15 protein-coding genes are annotated in these 16,705 nt (G+C 45.2%); 7 read left to right on the top strand and 8 right to left on the bottom strand.

Annotation, left to right across the window (positions count from 1 at the left end; translation table 11 throughout):
- The first annotated feature begins 80 nt into the window (after nt 1-80).
- Nucleotides 81-3,104 (top strand): amidohydrolase family protein, encoded by a 3,024-nt coding sequence (locus ACFSRY_RS13845; RefSeq protein ID WP_377508698.1) that lies wholly within the window; start codon nt 81-83, stop codon nt 3,102-3,104.
- A 31-nt stretch (nt 3,105-3,135) separates the two neighbouring features.
- Nucleotides 3,136-4,476: an amidohydrolase family protein gene (locus ACFSRY_RS13850; protein ID WP_377508701.1), complete on the top strand. Its 1,341-nt coding sequence runs from the start codon at nt 3,136-3,138 to the stop codon at nt 4,474-4,476.
- A gap of 56 nt (nt 4,477-4,532) precedes the next feature.
- Here ACFSRY_RS13850 and ACFSRY_RS13855 read toward each other — a convergent pair whose 3' ends face one another.
- Nucleotides 4,533-5,579 (bottom strand): alkaline phosphatase D family protein, encoded by a 1,047-nt coding sequence (locus ACFSRY_RS13855; protein ID WP_377508704.1) that lies wholly within the window; start codon nt 5,577-5,579, stop codon nt 4,533-4,535.
- 574 nt (nt 5,580-6,153) lie between these two features.
- On the opposite strand from ACFSRY_RS13855, the gene ACFSRY_RS13860 reads away from it, so the two are divergent.
- Both ACFSRY_RS13860 and ACFSRY_RS13865 read left to right on the top strand, forming a co-directional pair.
- Nucleotides 6,154-7,047, top strand: a complete 894-nt coding sequence (locus ACFSRY_RS13860; RefSeq protein WP_377508707.1) for a hypothetical protein — start codon at nt 6,154-6,156, stop codon at nt 7,045-7,047.
- Between the two features lie 154 nt (nt 7,048-7,201).
- Nucleotides 7,202-7,666: an META domain-containing protein gene (locus tag ACFSRY_RS13865; protein ID WP_377508710.1), complete on the top strand. Its 465-nt coding sequence runs from the start codon at nt 7,202-7,204 to the stop codon at nt 7,664-7,666.
- Nucleotides 7,667-7,723: 57 nt separating this feature from the next.
- Here the strand turns inward: ACFSRY_RS13865 and ACFSRY_RS13870 are convergent, their stop codons facing one another.
- Both ACFSRY_RS13870 and ACFSRY_RS13875 read right to left on the bottom strand, forming a co-directional pair.
- Nucleotides 7,724-8,134 carry a helix-turn-helix domain-containing protein gene (locus ACFSRY_RS13870; protein WP_377508713.1) on the bottom strand — a complete coding sequence of 137 codons (411 nt, stop codon included), beginning with the start codon at nt 8,132-8,134 and terminating at the stop codon, nt 7,724-7,726.
- Nucleotides 8,135-8,412: 278 nt separating this feature from the next.
- A complete protein-coding gene (locus tag ACFSRY_RS13875) occupies nt 8,413-10,050 on the bottom strand; it encodes a M28 family peptidase (protein ID WP_377508716.1) in 1,638 nt (545 codons plus the stop codon).
- A gap of 197 nt (nt 10,051-10,247) precedes the next feature.
- Between ACFSRY_RS13875 and ACFSRY_RS13880 the strand changes: the two genes are divergently transcribed.
- The gene (locus ACFSRY_RS13880; RefSeq protein WP_377508719.1) at nt 10,248-11,795 is read left to right on the top strand and encodes a gluconokinase; all 1,548 of its coding nucleotides are present in this window, start codon (nt 10,248-10,250) and stop codon (nt 11,793-11,795) included.
- Nucleotides 11,796-11,865: 70 nt separating this feature from the next.
- Nucleotides 11,866-12,765, top strand: a complete 900-nt coding sequence (gene gnd, locus ACFSRY_RS13885; protein ID WP_377508722.1) for a phosphogluconate dehydrogenase (NAD(+)-dependent, decarboxylating) — start codon at nt 11,866-11,868, stop codon at nt 12,763-12,765.
- A 2-nt stretch (nt 12,766-12,767) separates the two neighbouring features.
- On the opposite strand, the gene ACFSRY_RS13890 is transcribed toward gnd, so the two are convergent.
- From ACFSRY_RS13890 to ACFSRY_RS13905, 4 genes are all read right to left on the bottom strand, one after another.
- The gene (locus ACFSRY_RS13890; RefSeq protein ID WP_377508725.1) at nt 12,768-13,052 is read right to left on the bottom strand and encodes a GNAT family N-acetyltransferase; all 285 of its coding nucleotides are present in this window, start codon (nt 13,050-13,052) and stop codon (nt 12,768-12,770) included.
- An 85-nt stretch (nt 13,053-13,137) separates the two neighbouring features.
- Nucleotides 13,138-13,386, bottom strand: a complete 249-nt coding sequence (locus ACFSRY_RS13895) for a DUF3820 family protein (protein ID WP_377508728.1) — start codon at nt 13,384-13,386, stop codon at nt 13,138-13,140.
- A gap of 22 nt (nt 13,387-13,408) precedes the next feature.
- A complete protein-coding gene (locus tag ACFSRY_RS13900; RefSeq protein ID WP_377508731.1) occupies nt 13,409-13,855 on the bottom strand; it encodes a GNAT family N-acetyltransferase in 447 nt (148 codons plus the stop codon).
- A gap of 160 nt (nt 13,856-14,015) precedes the next feature.
- Nucleotides 14,016-14,501: a DUF4168 domain-containing protein gene (locus ACFSRY_RS13905; RefSeq protein WP_377508734.1), complete on the bottom strand. Its 486-nt coding sequence runs from the start codon at nt 14,499-14,501 to the stop codon at nt 14,016-14,018.
- A gap of 277 nt (nt 14,502-14,778) precedes the next feature.
- Between ACFSRY_RS13905 and bioA the strand changes: the two genes are divergently transcribed.
- Entirely contained in the window at nt 14,779-16,029 is a 1,251-nt protein-coding gene (bioA, locus tag ACFSRY_RS13910; protein ID WP_377508737.1) for an adenosylmethionine--8-amino-7-oxononanoate transaminase, read from the top strand.
- Nucleotides 16,030-16,207: 178 nt separating this feature from the next.
- Here the strand turns inward: bioA and ACFSRY_RS13915 are convergent, their stop codons facing one another.
- A complete protein-coding gene (locus ACFSRY_RS13915; protein WP_377508742.1) occupies nt 16,208-16,600 on the bottom strand; it encodes a response regulator in 393 nt (130 codons plus the stop codon).
- Nucleotides 16,601-16,705: the final 105 nt, after the last annotated feature.

Raw genomic sequence — 16,705 nt, forward strand, 5'->3', positions numbered from 1 at the left:
AGTAAATTCAAGTATAGATTTTATATTTGAGTATCGACAACCAATCAATCTAAACTATTTAATCACCTTATCTTCAACGGATGAAAAAAATCTTAACCATTGCAGCTTGTCTGGCACTTGGAGCTGGCAACGTGATGGCGCAGGAGACATTTCCGCGCAATGGTGTTTATGATGAGCGCTCCGGTTTGGTAGCCCTTACCAATGCCACCATACACACTGATTACAAAACCACGATAAACAATGCTACCCTGCTCATCCGGAACGGAAAAGTAGAGGCTGTTGGCACGGGAGTTAAAGTGCCTGCAGGCGCTGTTACCATCGATGCCAAGGGTAAGCACATCTACCCGGGTTTGGTTGACATGTTCACCAGCTACGGACTGCCTGAAGTAAAAAGTGAGCGTGTGGGCTATGGATCGCCTCCTCAGCCGGATACTAAGAAGCAGGGAGCTTATAACTGGAATCAGGCAATTCGTCCGGAGACCAATGCAGTGGAGCTCTTTAAAGTAGATAAGAAACAGGCCGAGGACCTGCGAAAGTTGGGTTTTGGTACTGTGCTGGCAGTACACCTCGATGGCATAGCCCGTGGTACCGCAACACTTGTTACTTTGGCTGAAAAGCGTGAGAACGAGGTTGTGGTATTGGACAAAGCTGCCGGTGCCCTCTCTTTCGACAGAGGTTCCTCTACACAAGATTACCCGAACTCTTTGATGGGAGCCATTGCCCTGTTGCGCCAGACGTACCTGGATGCACAGTGGAACGCGCAAAATCCTGCTAAAGAACAAAATATCTCTTTAACCGCCTTTGCAGCTGCTAACAAGTATCCGCAGATTTTCGAGGTAGAAAGAAAGCTGGATGTGTTACGTGCCGATAAGGTAGGAGATGAGTTCGGTAAGCAGTATATCATCAAAGGTGCCGGTGATGAGTACCAGATGATCAAAGAGATAAAAGCTACGAATGCGCCGATCATCCTTTCACTTAATTTCCCGGATGCTTATAATGTGGAGGATCCTTTTGATGCCCGTCGTGTTTCCCTGGAGGATATGAAGCACTGGGAGATGGCTCCTGCTAATGCGGCTATGCTGCAGAAAGCTGGTGTTACCATTGCATTCACGGCATCTGACCTGAAGGATAAAAAAGACTTCCTGCCAAACCTGCGCAAAGCCATACAATATGGATTATCAGAAGAAGAGGCTTTAAGAGCACTTACTGCTACTCCTGCTAAGCTCCTGAATGCTGACAGCAAAGTAGGTAGCCTGAACAAAGGCATGCTGGCGAACTTTATCATTACCAGCAGCAATCTTTTTGCCGATGATAATATTATATTGGAGAACTGGGTACAGGGTAGCCAGTACAAAATATCAGAAATGCCTGCTGACTATAGAGGCGTTTATACCTTAAAAATGGGTCAGCAGCCAGAACGTAAGCTGATGATTGCGGGTACACCGGAAAAGCCGGAACTGAAAGTAATTGCCCAGGATACTGTTAAAGGTAAAATCACTTTCAATGGAAACCTGGTAACCCTTTCTTTCACAAAAGATAAGAAGAGCAAGGAAAGCATCCGCCTGAGTGGTTGGTTACAGGACAAGAACCTGCAGGGCGAAGGCCAGATGCCGGATGCTTCCACAGTAAAGTGGACAGCTACTTTCTCTGAGGCCATGAGCCAGAAAGCGAAAACTGACAGTACCAAAGTAGCTCAGGTGCCGCAGATTGGCAATATGATCTACCCTTTCCGTGCCTATGGCCAGGCTGAATTGCCTAAGCAGGAAACTGTTCTGATCAAAAACGCTACTGTCTGGACTAATGAGAAAGAGGGCAAGCTGGAGAATGCAGATGTGTTAATCAAGAATGGTAAGATTGCCAAAGTTGGTAAAGATCTAACTGAAAAAGGAGCACGCATTGTAGATGGTACAGGGAAGCACGTTACACCAGGTATCATAGATGAGCACTCCCACATCGCACTGGATGGTGTAAACGAAGGCACACAGTCAGTAACGGCAGAGGTTCGTATGGCTGATGTGGTTGATTCGGATGATATTAATATTTATCGCCAACTGGCGGGTGGTGTTACTACATCTCAGTTGCTGCACGGTTCTGCTAACCCAATTGGTGGCCAGTCTGCTATCGTGAAACTTCGTTGGGGAAAGAGCCCGGAAGAGATGATGGTAGAGAATGCCGATGGTTACATCAAGTTTGCTCTTGGTGAGAACGTAAAGCACTCTAACCGTAGCCAGCAGCACAGTATACGTTTCCCGCAGACAAGAATGGGTGTGGAGCAGGTATTTGTAGATGCTTTCCAGCGTGCAAAAGAGTATGAGCAGGCGTGGAAAAACTACAACAGTCTTTCTAAAAGAGAGAAAGCCAAAACACCGGCACCACGTCGCGATCTTGAACTGGATGCCCTTGTAGAGATATTAAACGATAAACGCTTTATCACATGCCACTCTTATGTGCAGTCCGAGATCAACATGCTAATGAAAGTAGCTGATGAGATGGGCTTCAGAGTGAATACCTTTACACACATCCTGGAAGGCTATAAAGTGGCAGACAAGATGAAAGAGCGTGGAATCGGTGGTTCTACTTTCTCTGACTGGTGGGCTTATAAAATGGAGGTGAAAGATGCTATCCCTCAGAACGCTGGTATCATGAACCAACTGGGTGTGGTAACAGCTATAAACTCTGATGATGCTGAGATGGCGCGCCGTTTGAACCAGGAAGCTGCCAAGAGTGTGAAATACGCTGGTGTAAGTGAAGAAGATGCTCTTAAAATGGTAACTCTTAATCCTGCCAAATTGCTGCACCTGGACGACAGAATGGGTAGTATCAAAACCGGGAAAGACGCTGACGTAGTATTATGGAATGATCATCCGCTTTCCATCTATGCGAAGCCCCTTAAGACTTTTGTGGATGGTATCGCCTACTACGACCTGGAGCGTGACGAGCAGATGCGTGTAGAGCTTGAGAAGGAGCGTATGCGCCTGGTGCAAGCCATGCTGAATGCTAAAACAGGCGGTGCGAAAACACAAGCCCCTTCAACAAGGAGAGCAAGTGTTGTGCATTGTGAGGATGTGGAGCACAGCGAAGAAGAGCACTACATTGCTTATTAATTGTAAAACTGCTAACAGTTAATTGAAGATCATGAAAATCAACAAAAAATATATTTCAGCTTTTGTAGCAATGTTGTTCGCTGTGCCAGTAATGGCACAGGTGCCAACTCCGGCTCCAAAGCAGAGCAAGCCGGTGCTGCTAAAGGGGGCTACCCTGCATGTGGGTAACGGTACAGTTGTAGAAAATGCAGCTGTAGGTTTTGATAAAGGTAAAATCACGTATGCTGGTCCTCAGGCCGGTGCTAACCTAAGCGGTTATGAGGTAGTAGATGTAACAGGGCAGCATATATACCCTGGCCTGATCCAGCCTAATGCAACGCTTGGTCTGAATGAAATTTCCAGCGTTCGTGCTACATTGGATCAGCGTGAAGTAGGGGAGATGAACCCGCACGTACGTTCTGTGATTGCTTATAACACAGATTCAGACATCATTCCTACCATTCGGACAAACGGTGTTTTATTAACTCAGGTAACCCCGGTTGGGGGTACTATTTCCGGCACCTCTTCTATTGTACAACTGGATGCGTGGAACTGGGAAGATGCTATTGTAAAGGCTGATGGAGGCCTGCACCTGAACTGGCCATATATGCTGATTTCTACCGGTAACAGTGCACAGGATGCCCGTTTAGCCAGAATGAAGGCACAGCGTGAGCAAGCTCTGACAGAGCTAGCTGCTTTGTTCCGGGATGCTGCAGTGTATAAAGCTGGTAAGCACGAAAACGAAAACCTGAAGCTCGCTGCTACTGCTGGCTTGTTTGATGGCTCTAAGAAGCTGTACATCCATGCAAACTATGGCAAGGAGATCGTTGAGGCGGTTAACTTTGCAAAAGAGCATGGTGTGAAGGACATTGTAGTGGTAGGTGCCCGTGATGCTGTAGCCGTGGCAGATTTCCTGAAAGCAAATAATGTCTCAGTTATCTACTCTGGTGTACATGCCTTGCCTTCCCGTGCCGAGGAAGATGTGGACATGCCGTACAAAACGCCATACCTGCTTCATAAAGCGGGGGTTCCTTTCGCCTTGGATTACGACCTGAGTATTCATGGCATCCGTAATTTGCCGTTTATAGCTGGTACAGCCGCTGCATATGGCCTAGACAAGGAACAGGCACTCGCTGCAGTTACACTTAATACTGCCAAAATTCTTGGTGTAGACAAGCAAACAGGTTCTGTGGAAGTAGGTAAAGATGCTACGTTAGTGGTTTCTTCCGGCGATTTGCTAGACATGCGTACGAACAATGTTACGCATGCCTTTATCCAGGGCCGCAAGCTTGACCTGAACAACAAGCAAAAGTACCTGTACGAGAAGTTTGATAACAAATACAAAAATGAGCAGAAGACTCCCTCCGGCGTAACAACATCCGCTGGAAATTAGTCTGACCTACTCTTGTTTAAAAGAAAGGGCTGCCATTATCGGCAGCCCTTTCTTTTTTACTTCTTTTCAGCTGGAAAAATCACCTCATTTTCCAGCAGTATATGATCTTCTTTCCCCCTGATCTGCATACTGATTATCGTGGCGTCATCTTTCCAATAAATATCCAGAATACCAAAGTTTAGTGCGCCAACCTGTTTGCCAATGCGATAATTGTTGCCTCCATCTGCGGGGTTTCGGAAATGGGTCATACCACTTGATGTAACTTCATAAAGTGGATAGTTTAAGCCGCGCAAATCCATTTTCGAAAGCTCTCCCACATGCCGGTCACCTGATAGAATAATGGGTGCGGAAGGGCGCGTTCTTTCCAGCAAAGATAGCAGCCGCTCCCGTGCTGCTGGAAACGCTGACCAGTTAGTGTAAGCTTTGCCTGTTGGTAGCACCTGTAATCCACTGGCAATGATGTTAACCGCAGCATCACTTTCTTTAAGTTCCTGCTCCAGCCATTGCCACTGTGCTTCACCCAGCACGTCGCCGGTCCAGTTGGGTAAGTAGAGGCCAAAGATGTCATAAAGGTTATCTCTGAAGTAGCGAACATCCAGGAGCAATATCTTTACCTTTTTGTCTCCTTCACCTAGTTCATAACTTCTGTAGATGCCTTGCTGCTCCCGTACGGCAGCATCCCGGGGTACTCCCATAAAATCCAGGAAAAGTTGCTGACTTATGGCTTTTTTATCAAAGTCTCCGCCCGCATTGTCATAACCAAAGTCATGATCATCCCAGATGCCGGTAACAGGTGTAGTGGCTAAAAGCCTTTGATACCCTTCCTGTTGGAGTTGGAGCTGGTAATCGAGGGCCATATTTTGCATATCCCTGGTATCAGCATAAATATTGTCACCCAACCAGACCCACAAGTCTGGCTTAGCATTTACTATGCTCGGCCAGAGTGGCTGGGCCTCCCGTTGATCGTTGCATGATCCGAAAGCGATTCTAATATGATTTTCTGTATGTGGCTTTTCCTGCTCAGGTGAAGCAGGTATATCCTGTGCGTTTAATTCGGGCAAGTTCAATAAAAAGATGAACCCCAGGGTGAGTGCTAATTTCATAAATAAGCTACGCGTATTGTAAGTGCTATAACGAGATATGGAGAAAATACGTGCGGGATGTAAAAAGAAAACCCTGCTCACGAGGAGCAGGGGAATCAGTAGGAGGGTAAACAAACAACAAACTCTCTTTAATACTCTAATTATTTTTTACCAGCTGTTGCGTAGTGTTAGCTGATCTCTTGCTCCATTGTCTGGAGCCTCAGCGCCGCTTCAGTTGTTTTTATAGCCTGGATTGGATGTCGAATAGTTGAAGGTAAAAAAGCCTCCTCTTAAAATCCAATGAAATAGATAAACTCCCTGAACTTATCGACCAACAGGTGCTGAAGATGCTGAAGAGTACATTTAATGTTAAACACGAACTGCGAAGCTGACAAAGCATGAAAGTAAACTTACTGATCAATGCTGATGGTACTACTTAAAGAGCCAGCATCCAGTGGAACAACTACTTGAGAAGGTAGTTTAGGGTGCAGGTAAAGGCAGAAGAGCTGACCAAAATTGATTAGGCACTCCAACGTTAACAGTTGAGGTCCGTTTATAAGTAAAGTTGACGTTAAAATTTAAATATACTATACCTATGGAAAGAAACGAGCATAACTACGACAGAGAATTCCGCAATAAGCTACACCACCGTGACGAAGATTACGGAAGAGACTATGACCGCAGTTACAACCGCAGCCGCAGTAACGAAAATGAACCATTCGAAAATTATCGTGACCGGTATAGCAGCCAGGGCAACTATTATGGAATGCGCGATGATGACTACGAATACAGAAATGTAAAAAGTACTAATACCCGCCCATCCGACTACAGCAGCTCTAATGCTGGTCCGATGCAGGATAGCCAGAACAGAGATTACCGCTCTGGCAGCAGCAGTAACTACCATTACGGGGATCCAAACCCATACATGGGCAATAGCCGGAATGAAGGCTATGAATCTACAAGAGGAACCGGGTGGCGCAGCGAAAATGATTCGGGCAGAGGAAGAGGTAACTATTCCGGTTATGGGTTCGGGGATAGTGATCGCTATAGCCGCCAGGACAACAGCTACCGCTATGGCGGCGAAGGCAGACGCTACAGCGACTTTGGCCGGGATGAGGAAAGAACCTACGACAGAAACAGGAGTTATAATGCAGGCACTGAAGACAGCTACTATGACAGGGGTGACTTCAAGCGCAAGAGACATGAAAATGACTTCGGCCGTGACCGTGACTACTCAAACCGCTACTACGATGGCAGCTACGACGACAGTGACTTCCGCTACAAAGGAGAGATTAAGAGCGTAGACCGTGACAGGGACGATAACTATGCCACCGGCTTATATGCCTCTAACCGCTCTTACGTTAGCGACCACAACGACAGTGACGGCGAACGCACTAGCAGCCGCCAAAATCGTCATCATCGTTCAGGCCCAGACTACAGCGCTAACTCACGCATCAGTAGTTACGGCTATGATAACTTTGGTATATAAACCAATCACACTAAATGAGAAGCCCGTAGTTCTTACTACGGGCTTTTTCTATACCCTGCATTAAAGAAAACCTCATCGGCAAAAGCTACCGTAAAGGAAAGCACATGCGGCCAGTTAGTCTGAGCCCTAAATTCTAATTTAATTCAGAAGAAATATGAGATATGCACTGCCCTTTATTTTTATACTTACATCTGTGTTTCTGGTTAATTCGTGCACCTTAAAAACGTCAGATATAGTTACACAGGATAATACCATACTGGATGCGTATTGGATGCTGGTATCGCTGGAAGGGCAGGACGTGCCTATGCCAAGTGACAGCCGCACCGCTTTTATCCGCTTTCAGGAAAAGGAAAACGATGTGCATGGCTTTACCGGTTGCAACAAGTTTTTTGGAAAGTATACCTTAGGAGAGGAGTCACTGGCCTTGTCTGAGCTAAGAGCGACTCGTATGGCCTGTGCAGGTATGGAAAATGAAAACAAGTTTCTGGATGTGCTAAGTAGGGTAGACTCCTACCGTATCTCCAAAAATGTTCTGACGCTCTACGATGATGATAAAGCTGTGGCTACTTTCATGACAGGTAACCCTGATACGCTGGACAATGATCCGGGCAGATATTAAAAAAGGCAGAGACCTGTGTTACAGACCAATGCCTTCCGGAGTGAATTTGTTTTCTACTTAGTTTAACGAGGTTTTCAGGAGCAGTTCATTGAACTTCTCGAGTAAGGCAATGTATTTGCGCTGCAGGATCACCAGTTCCGCTTCACACTCTTTCATGTTGTTTGGTTTTGGTGCTGATTCCGGTTCCCCATCGAAAGGCAGTTGCAGGTTAACACTTACAGGAGCCTGTGGCATCGGGGCCTCTTTTTTTACAGTTTTACTCAAATGCGGGAATTCCTGTGAAAAGTCGTGGTGAATTACTTCGCCAAGTCTAAGTATAAAGCTGTAAGGTATGCTGCTCTCCTTAAATTTGTTGTAAAGGGTTTTTCTGCTAACCCCAAGCTTTTCGGCGACAACTCCTATTGCCACGCCACTTGCCTTGATAGCCTCTCTGATGATTTCGCCTCTGTGTGTGTTACTTTTTATCATTGTCCCGGCCTCTCTGTCTTGTTATATAATCATGTTCTTCTTTACAAAAATAGGTAATAGGCATGTAGAAAATGTGGATGTGGACAAATTTTACACACATCAGGAGGTGTAAATAAGCCGCCTAAATTGATCTTGCTAATAATCAGTCAATTGCTAAATGTGCCTCTGGTTTTATCAACAGGACACCTGTGTTATCCACAAAGATGATTAAACGCAGAAAAAGATAAGCCCTGACTTTGCAGTTGAAAGTCAGGGCTTATGGTTTATGTTTCTATTCTCTATTTCCTAAACCTTGTGCCAAAAAAATCGCCGGTGTTCCAGGTAGGCCTTTCTGGTTTTTGGGCAACTAGGTAACCAATCAGGAAGTTTAGCTGAACGTACTTCTTGCCAGCCTCAAAGTCGAACACACCATTTATATCGTCCTGCGGCTTGTGGTAATATTTTGCACGCCACACTTTTACCTGTTCATCCAGGTTGTTCTTTCCGTCTAAAGTTTTGTTGCCGTACTTGATGTGTAAAGCCGGTATGCCTTGGGTAACAAAGCTGTACTGGTCACTGCGTACAAACCTGTTCTGATCTGGCTCCGGATCTTCTTCCACGCTTAGATCAAGGTAATCCGCAGCTTTTGCCACAGGCTCTGATAAACTGGAATGTGCGGCTCCTAAGGGCACCACAGATAAAAGCGGGGCAATAATGGTTGGCATATCTGTGTTTACATCTGCCACGATATTCTGCGCCGGCACCGTAGGGTATTTGGCAAAGTAGGCGGAGCCGAGTAAGCCCATCTCCTCGGCAGTAACCATTACTAACAGCACAGATCGTTTCGGGTTCTTCTTTAGCTTCGAGTATACTTTTGCAATTTCCAGCAGACTGGCCACGCCTGAAGCATTATCGTGGGCGCCATTGTAAATAGAGTCACCGTCTACTGGTCTGCCCACACCCGTATGATCAAGGTGTGCACTGTGCACGACATATTCATTTTTCAGGCGCTTGTCTGAGCCTTCTATCTTACCCACCACATTCTGGCTCTCAATATCATCGTAGGAGGAGCTATAGCTTGCTTTCACTTTCATGTTAAGTGGAGCTGAAGCTGCATTGCCGCGTTTAAGCGAGGCAAGAGTTGTTTCAAGGTCAATCCCAGCGTTCTTTAGCCAGAAGTTTGTAGTGGTGTAGTTTGTCATTGCCAACAGCTTCACATCCTCATGGTATGTCCTGGAAAATGCTACTTCGCCGTTCGGTAACATTACGTTGTTTACTCCACTTCTCAAGTTTGGTACACTTCCTCCTGTGCTGGCATTACCTATTATTACCCCAACTGCTCCGTGTTCTGCAGCCGTTTTAAGAATTGTCTGGTAGTCCATGCTATAAGAAGCAACCGTATTCGGGAAAGTAGCGGGAGCACCCCTAAGTACCAGCACGATCTTTCCTTTGGCATCGATGTCAGCATAGTTGTCATAGTTCATATCAGGTGCGCTTATACCATATCCTGCAAAAACAAGAGGGGCCTCAACAGAAGCTTGTTTGTCTTTTGGATTTGGATAAACAGTAAAGTCATGCCCAAACATCAACTCCCGCTCAATTCCGGAAGTGTCAGTAGCAATCATAGTGGCATTATCTGTAACTGCTTTGCGTAGCAGTACCGTTTGAAGGTAGGTGCCATTCTCGCCGGCAGGCTTCACACCCAGCTTTTGGTACTGATCAATCACATAATCCACAGCCATCTGGTAACCTTCTGTGCCTGGCTTCCTGCCCATCAGGCGATCATCGGCTAAGTAGGTAATATGTGCTTTGATATCCTCCGGCTCAACCTTATTCAAGGCTTTCGCTACTCTTTTATCTATTTTGATTTCCTGTGCCGGTGCTTCGTGCAGTACAACTGTTAAGCAAAGACCAAGCAAAAAGTGCAGTGGTTTCATTATTCACAAGTATGATTTACTTTCAAATATAACCATAAAAATGAAGTCGTATTGCAGTTCTCAGCCGCTAGCCCTGATTCTCAACATAATTTTCATCCTTTGTTATTGATAGTTCACGAGGTGATGTGGCTTTTCCGGAAAACGTTTCATAACTCTCAGCAGTCTGAAACACGTAGGTAATGCTTAACGGCAAGTATATGGAACAGCAGGTTATAATAGGAATAGACATCGGTACTACCAGCACAAAAGCTGTAGCATTTGACAGTGGTGGAAAAGCGCTGTTCCAGTTTGCTGTTGAGTATCCTATTATAAGCACAAGGCCTGAGTTCGCAGAGCAGGATCCGGAGTTGGTATTCACAGCCGTTTTAAGCACTTTGAAAACCGTGGTAGAACTGGTACGGAAAGGGGAGTATCAGCTTCAGGGGGTATGCTTTAGCAGTGCTATGCACAGCCTGATCGCAATGGATGAAAACGGAAGGCCCTTGACAAACTGTATTATCTGGGCAGATGCAAGAAGTGTAAAGCAAGCGTCAAGCCTTAAGAGCAGCGTCATCGGCCATGATATTTACCTGCATACTGGTACTCCGCTACACCCGATGTCACCGCTTCCAAAAATATGTTGGCTGCGTGAAATGGAACCGGATCTGTTTAACCGGACCTCAAAGTTCATCGGTATTAAAGAATATGTTTTCTACAGGTTATACGGAGTATACAGGATAGATTATTCCATTGCTTCTGCAACTGGTCTCTTCAATATCTTCACACAGAAATGGCACACTGATGCACTGGAAGTAGCAGGAATTACTTCAGAGCAACTACCGGAGCCAGTTCCACCTTCTTTTACTTTCAGATACATGGACCCGGACTGTGCCAGTGAGATAGGGGTGAGTGCAAGTTTGCCTTTTGTACTTGGGGCGAGTGATGGCTGCCTGGCAAATTTAGGTTCAGATGCCGTTTTGCCTGGAGATGCCGTGGTGACCATAGGTACAAGCGGTGCTATACGTGTAACGGCAGACAAGCCTGTTACGGATCTGGGGGAGCGCATCTTTAGCTACATACTTACCCCTGATAAGTTTGTATTAGGCGGTGCCGTGAATAATGGAGGTATTGTGTTGCAGTGGTTCAGGGATAACTTTTATGGATCTGAAACGGAGGCAGCAAGAAAGAAAGATGAGGACATCTTCAGCTTGCTTAATGCAGAGGCTGCTTCCATTCCACCAGGGGCAGACGGATTGTTGTTTATGCCTTACCTGTTAGGAGAACGGTCCCCGATCTGGAATGCTTCTGCCCGGGCCTGCTTCTTTGGCATACACTTCACCCACACCCGTGGTCATTTTCTGAGAGCATTGATGGAGGGGATTATTTTCGGGCTCTATAGCGTAGGAAATGCGTTGGAGCAAACGATGGGACCAGTTAAGGCCATCTATGCAAACGGCGGATTTTCTCGTTCTGACCTATGGGTACAAATGCTGTCAGACGTTTTTAATGTAAAGGTGCATTTAACAAATACGACAGAGGCCTCAGCGTTAGGAGCTGCTTTGCTTGGGATGCACACGTTGGGCATGATGGAAAAACTGGAGGATGCAGGAAAACTGATAACTGTGCAGAGAACTTTTACTCCCGACCCGTCTGCGCATGAGAAGTACAGGAAAAGCTATGCTCTGTTTGAGAAACTTTACCCAAACCTTAGAGAAAATTTAGATGACATACAGCACCTGAGTGGTAGCGGTAAACCAGAAGCATAAGTACAGAGTAAGCAGTAAACATAATGGAAGGGCGGTGTGCCTGTCATGAAAACAACTAAAAGATAAAGCGATGCAAATAGGACTAATCGGACTTGGAAAAATGGGTTATAATCTGGCTCTTAACCTAAGAGACCATAACCATGAAGTGGTGGCTTTTGATATAGCCAAAGAAACTACAGATGCCATTGCCAAAGAAGGAGTTGTCCCGGCTTATACAATTCCGGAAGTGGCCCAGAAGCTATCCGGGAGAAAGGCTGTATGGATCATGGTGCCTGCCGGAGATCCTGTGGATGCTGTAATAGAACAACTGGTGCCACACCTTAACAAAGGCGATATCATTATTGATGGGGGCAATTCTAACTTCAAGGATTCTGTAAAAAGAGCGGAGGTGCTGAAGGCCTCAGGCATTTATTTACTTGACTGCGGAACCAGTGGTGGCTTAACCGGGGCACGTAACGGCGCCTGTACTATGATAGGTGGGGAAGACGATGCTTTTGCTTACTGTGAACAGATATTTAAGGATGTATCGGTGGAGAAAGGATATTTGCACGTTGGCAAATCCGGAAGCGGCCATTTCGTGAAGATGATCCACAATGGCGTGGAGTATGGGATGATGCAGGCCATAGCGGAGGGCTTCGAGGTGCTGCACAAGAGCGACTTTGACATGGACTATAAAGAAGTAGCCCGCGTCTGGAACCATGGGTCTGTGGTACGAAGCTGGTTAATGGAACTTGTGGAGAATGCCTTTAGAAAAGACCCTGAACTGTCCGGAATTAAAGGTATTATGCACTCATCCGGTGAAGGTAAATGGACAGTGGAAACGGCTCTGGATATGCAGGTGGCAACACCGGTAATTGCTATGTCGTTGCTTATGCGCTACCGCTCCTATGAAACTGATACATTTTCTGGTAAAGTAGTAGCAGCTTTACGCAACGAGTTTGGCGGGCATAAGGTGGAGAAGGCTGATTAGACCTATGGGTGTGCCAATAGATCCTTATATTCCGGATGTGCATTAATATACTTGGCTACGGCAGGGCAGGTGGCTTTTACTTTCAGATTATGCTCGCGTGCGTATTTAAGACCTTCTTCAATCAAACTCTCTGCCATGCCATTGCCTCTTTCAGATTTAGGGACATATGTGTGCGTAAAATCAACTACATCCTCTGAGGGGCAGGCATAAGCCAGTTCTGCCTCATCGCCATCAAGCTCTATTGTGAATTGCTGGTACTTCTCTTCGTGTTTTATAGTTCGGCTCATCTTGTATCTTAATAGTCAGACTTATTTTACGTCTATAAAAACAAGATGATACTACCTGATATTGAGCCGTTTAAAACAAGATGCCTTAACGATAGCGCGGTTGCTGCTTGTTTTTCAAAGGCTTAAGTAGGTACTCCAGTCCATTTATCTTTATCTCAAACATTGTTGCCAGTTGCATGCCTAGTTTGCCTGGCGGAAAGCCTTCGCGGGAGAACCATTCCAGATAAGAAACGGGCAAGTCGCATAAAAGCGTGTCTTTGTATTTCCCGAATGGCATTTTCATCTGCACCAGGTCTAGCAGGATATTGGCATTAGGCTGTGAAGCGTCTGTCATGAACAATAGAATGTAAAAGTAACTAAGGCTTGATCATGTGGATGTGGTCAATACCATCCTCGTCATACACCTCGCCGGTTTGAGTAAAACCAAAGGATTCATAAAACTTCTTTGCGTACAACTGTGCTCCGATCTTTATAGGTCCTTGTCCGAAAAGCTTATAGCATTCTTCTATAGCCATGTCTACCAACACTCTTCCAAGTCCAGTTCCCCGGGTAGCCGGACTGGTAATAATTCTGCCAATCGACATCAGGGGGTATGATACTCCCGGAGGCACCAAACGGGCATAGGCAGCTAAATGATCATCCTTGTAAAGTAGCAAATGAAAGCACTCCTGGTCTTTGTTATCAAGGTCCAGAAATACACAGTTTTGCTCTACCACAAACACTTCACTCCTCAGGCGGAGCAGTTCATACATTTCCTGCGGACTAAGGGAATTAAAATCTTTACAAACCTTGATTAGTGACATATTAAAATCAGAATGAAGTCCTAAAGATACTAATACTGCGACACATAAGCTGTAGGAGGGGAAATTTGACGCAGGTAAAATAGCAGGATTTAAAAAGCGAGGGAGGTATAAACAGGAAAAGGCCCGGTTCGCGGGCCTTTTCCTGTTATGGGTATGCTGCTTATTTTTTAGAAAGCAACACTTTTATTCTTGTCTCAACGGCAGGGTCTTTCTGAAACGCCGTCATGATTTCATCATACTTTTCTACAGTAAGTTCAGCCTCTTGTATGGCTTCTTCTACTTTTTTCTTCGTTTCAGGCTGCACTTCTGCAAGGCTTTTGGCTGCGGCAACAAAAGCATCAACTTCTGCTTCATCTTTAGCTACCTCTTTTAGCTTGTCTTGTCTGTGTGCTTTAGCCAGTTCGTTAAAACGGTCAACAGTTAGGTCTGCATCTTTGATTGCAGTAACCATTGCCTGGCGCCCTTCTTTCTCTATTTCTACTACTTTGCCGTTTACTTCAATAAATTTTTCGAGCTCAGCATCGGAAAATTTTAAGTCGGCTTGTTGCTCCTGAGTTTGTGGAGCTGCTGTGTCCTGGGCGAAGGCTGTTTGCCCGAAAATCATAGATGCCATTAAGGCTGCGGCTGCGATAGTCCCTTTCTTCATAATTATCTTTTGGATTGGGTTAAGTGATTAAATAAAGTCCATGTGGGGGAGTGTAATATAGAATACACAGATGCCCACGATTACTATAAGTTTAACCATTATAGTGCCAAAATCAAAAAAATGTTATCCTGAAGTGTCAATTTATTTAACAGCTGAAGTTCCATGTTTCTTTTGTGCAATTCGTAAATAAGGGATGAGCTACTAGGTGTTTCTTTTATCATTCCTCCTGCAATGCCTACCTTTGTGCCTGGAATAAAAATCAAAACTGGTTGAGCTTATGAAATTGTGGTACCCTTATTCACAGATGGCAAATAAAATGAGCCGATATCCTGTTCAGAAAGCAGAAGGAGTACACCTGTATCTGAAAGATGGGAAAAAGCTTATAGATGGTGTTTCGTCCTGGTGGGCAACTATTCACGGGTATAACCATCCTGCTTTAAATGAGGCATTGGTAAAGCAGGCGGAGAATTTTTCGCATGTGATGCTGGGAGGCTTAGACCACCAGCCGGCACTCCAGCTCGCTGAGAAACTGGTGCAGATTACACCAGCAGGACTCAATCATGTATTTTACTCCGATAGTGGTTCAGTAGGGGTAGAGGTTGCCTTGAAAATGGCTATACAGTTTTGGGTAAACCAGGGAAACAAACAAAAAGTAAAATTTCTGGCACTGAAGAATGCCTACCATGGCGATACTTTCAAGGCCATGGAAGTAGGGGATGACTCTGATTTCCAGATCCCGTTCGGGCATGTACTGCATAAAGGGTTTTTCCTGAGCACCCCTTCCGGCGGTTTTAGTGCTACAGAAGATGAAGTGGAGGGTGACATTGCGGAGCTGGAGCAAATGCTGCAGCGGAATCACCGGGAGTTGGCAGCCTTTATTGTTGAACCGTTGGTGCAATGTGCAGGTGGGTTTAAAATGTATTCGCCTGCTTATTTAAAAGCCGCAAGAGCCTTATGCCATACCTATGATGTGCTGCTTATTTTTGATGAAGTAGCTACTGGTTTCGGAAGAACCGGAAAGTTATTTGCGGCTGACCATGCTGGTGTAACTCCCGATATTATGGTGTTGGGTAAGGCCCTGACGGCAGGTTACCTGGGACATGCAGCTACCCTTACTACCAGCAGAATATTTGATGGCTTTCTGGGGGAAGGGTATGATAAAGCTTTCATGCATGGCCCTACTTTTATGGGGAACCCCTTAGCCTGTGCCATAGCTCTGAAAAGTATAAACCTGATTGAGGAAGAAAACTACCTGAAAAAAATAGAGCAAATTGAACGTACTTTCAGGGAGCGATTAGCGCCTTTACAACATGAGAAAGTACATGCTGTAAGAGTGCTTGGGGCGATCGGCGTGGTAGAGGTAAAGGACAGCAAGCAACTGGAAGGCTTTACGGAATACGCAGTGCAGGAGGGGGTATGGCTAAGGCCTTTTGGCAAGTATGTGTACACCATGCCGCCATATGTAATGGAGCAGGATGATCTGGTGAAAGTGATCAGTGTAATAAGTAACTGGTTTAAGAAGCAGTAAGAGCATGTAAGCTTTTTTGAAGGATATTTATCAAACAGTAACTGCCTTTATAAACAAGTAGAGCCGCTTCAATAGCGGCTCTATTCGTATTAAGTATGTTTGTAGAGTACGTTGTTTAAGGTGAGATGATTTGTTATCGTTTTACAATGTAGTTTTCCTGTACCAGTAAGTGCAGCGTCTAAACTACTTTATGAAGATCCTGCTTTATGTTGAGCAGGTGCTCTTCTGTAAGAGGTTTACTTATGAAACCCCTAACTACTCCATATTCTTTCGCTCTCCTTCTTTCTGCCGGATCAATGGAAGAAGTTAAGATATAAATGGCACAATCCTGTGTAAGAACACTTTCATGTGGCTTGAGTGCCTGTAGAAACTGCCAGCCATTCATGGTTGGCATGTTTAAATCCAGGAAAATTACCTTCGGTAGATGCTCTTTCATATCCTCAGCTAGGAAATCGAGACTTTCCTCTGCGGAGGAGAACGTTAACGTGTTCTCGGTAAACCCTTCCAGCTTCAGAACCATTTCTGTCAGGCAAGAACTGATTGGGTCATCATCAATGATAAATGTCTTCACTTTCTATGCTTGAGGTATAAATGGAGTTTTATTTTATCGTTCTTCTACAAATGACAGTTTATTGAAATAAAATTGAAAGGAATAAAAGCATGTTAAGGTAACGTG

Origin of the sequence: Pontibacter locisalis (genome assembly GCF_042684605.1) — a bacterium.
Taxonomy (GTDB): Bacteria; Bacteroidota; Bacteroidia; order Cytophagales; family Hymenobacteraceae; genus Pontibacter; species Pontibacter locisalis.

Bases quoted from the DNA above. Each gene is read 5' to 3' on its own strand.
- ACFSRY_RS13845 (WP_377508698.1), top strand. From the start codon at position 81: ATGAAAAAAATCTTAACCATTGCAGCTTGTCTGGCACTTGGAGCTGGC.
- ACFSRY_RS13850 (WP_377508701.1), top strand. From the start codon at position 3,136: ATGAAAATCAACAAAAAATATATTTCAGCTTTTGTAGCAATGTTGTTC.
- ACFSRY_RS13855 (WP_377508704.1), bottom strand. From the start codon at position 5,579: ATGAAATTAGCACTCACCCTGGGGTTCATCTTTTTATTGAACTTGCCC.
- ACFSRY_RS13860 (WP_377508707.1), top strand. From the start codon at position 6,154: ATGGAAAGAAACGAGCATAACTACGACAGAGAATTCCGCAATAAGCTA.
- ACFSRY_RS13865 (WP_377508710.1), top strand. From the start codon at position 7,202: ATGAGATATGCACTGCCCTTTATTTTTATACTTACATCTGTGTTTCTG.
- ACFSRY_RS13870 (WP_377508713.1), bottom strand. From the start codon at position 8,134: ATGATAAAAAGTAACACACACAGAGGCGAAATCATCAGAGAGGCTATC.
- ACFSRY_RS13875 (WP_377508716.1), bottom strand. From the start codon at position 10,050: ATGAAACCACTGCACTTTTTGCTTGGTCTTTGCTTAACAGTTGTACTG.
- ACFSRY_RS13880 (WP_377508719.1), top strand. From the start codon at position 10,248: ATGGAACAGCAGGTTATAATAGGAATAGACATCGGTACTACCAGCACA.
- gnd (WP_377508722.1), top strand. From the start codon at position 11,866: ATGCAAATAGGACTAATCGGACTTGGAAAAATGGGTTATAATCTGGCT.
- ACFSRY_RS13890 (WP_377508725.1), bottom strand. From the start codon at position 13,052: ATGAGCCGAACTATAAAACACGAAGAGAAGTACCAGCAATTCACAATA.
- ACFSRY_RS13895 (WP_377508728.1), bottom strand. From the start codon at position 13,386: ATGACAGACGCTTCACAGCCTAATGCCAATATCCTGCTAGACCTGGTG.
- ACFSRY_RS13900 (WP_377508731.1), bottom strand. From the start codon at position 13,855: ATGTCACTAATCAAGGTTTGTAAAGATTTTAATTCCCTTAGTCCGCAG.
- ACFSRY_RS13905 (WP_377508734.1), bottom strand. From the start codon at position 14,501: ATGAAGAAAGGGACTATCGCAGCCGCAGCCTTAATGGCATCTATGATT.
- bioA (WP_377508737.1), top strand. From the start codon at position 14,779: ATGAAATTGTGGTACCCTTATTCACAGATGGCAAATAAAATGAGCCGA.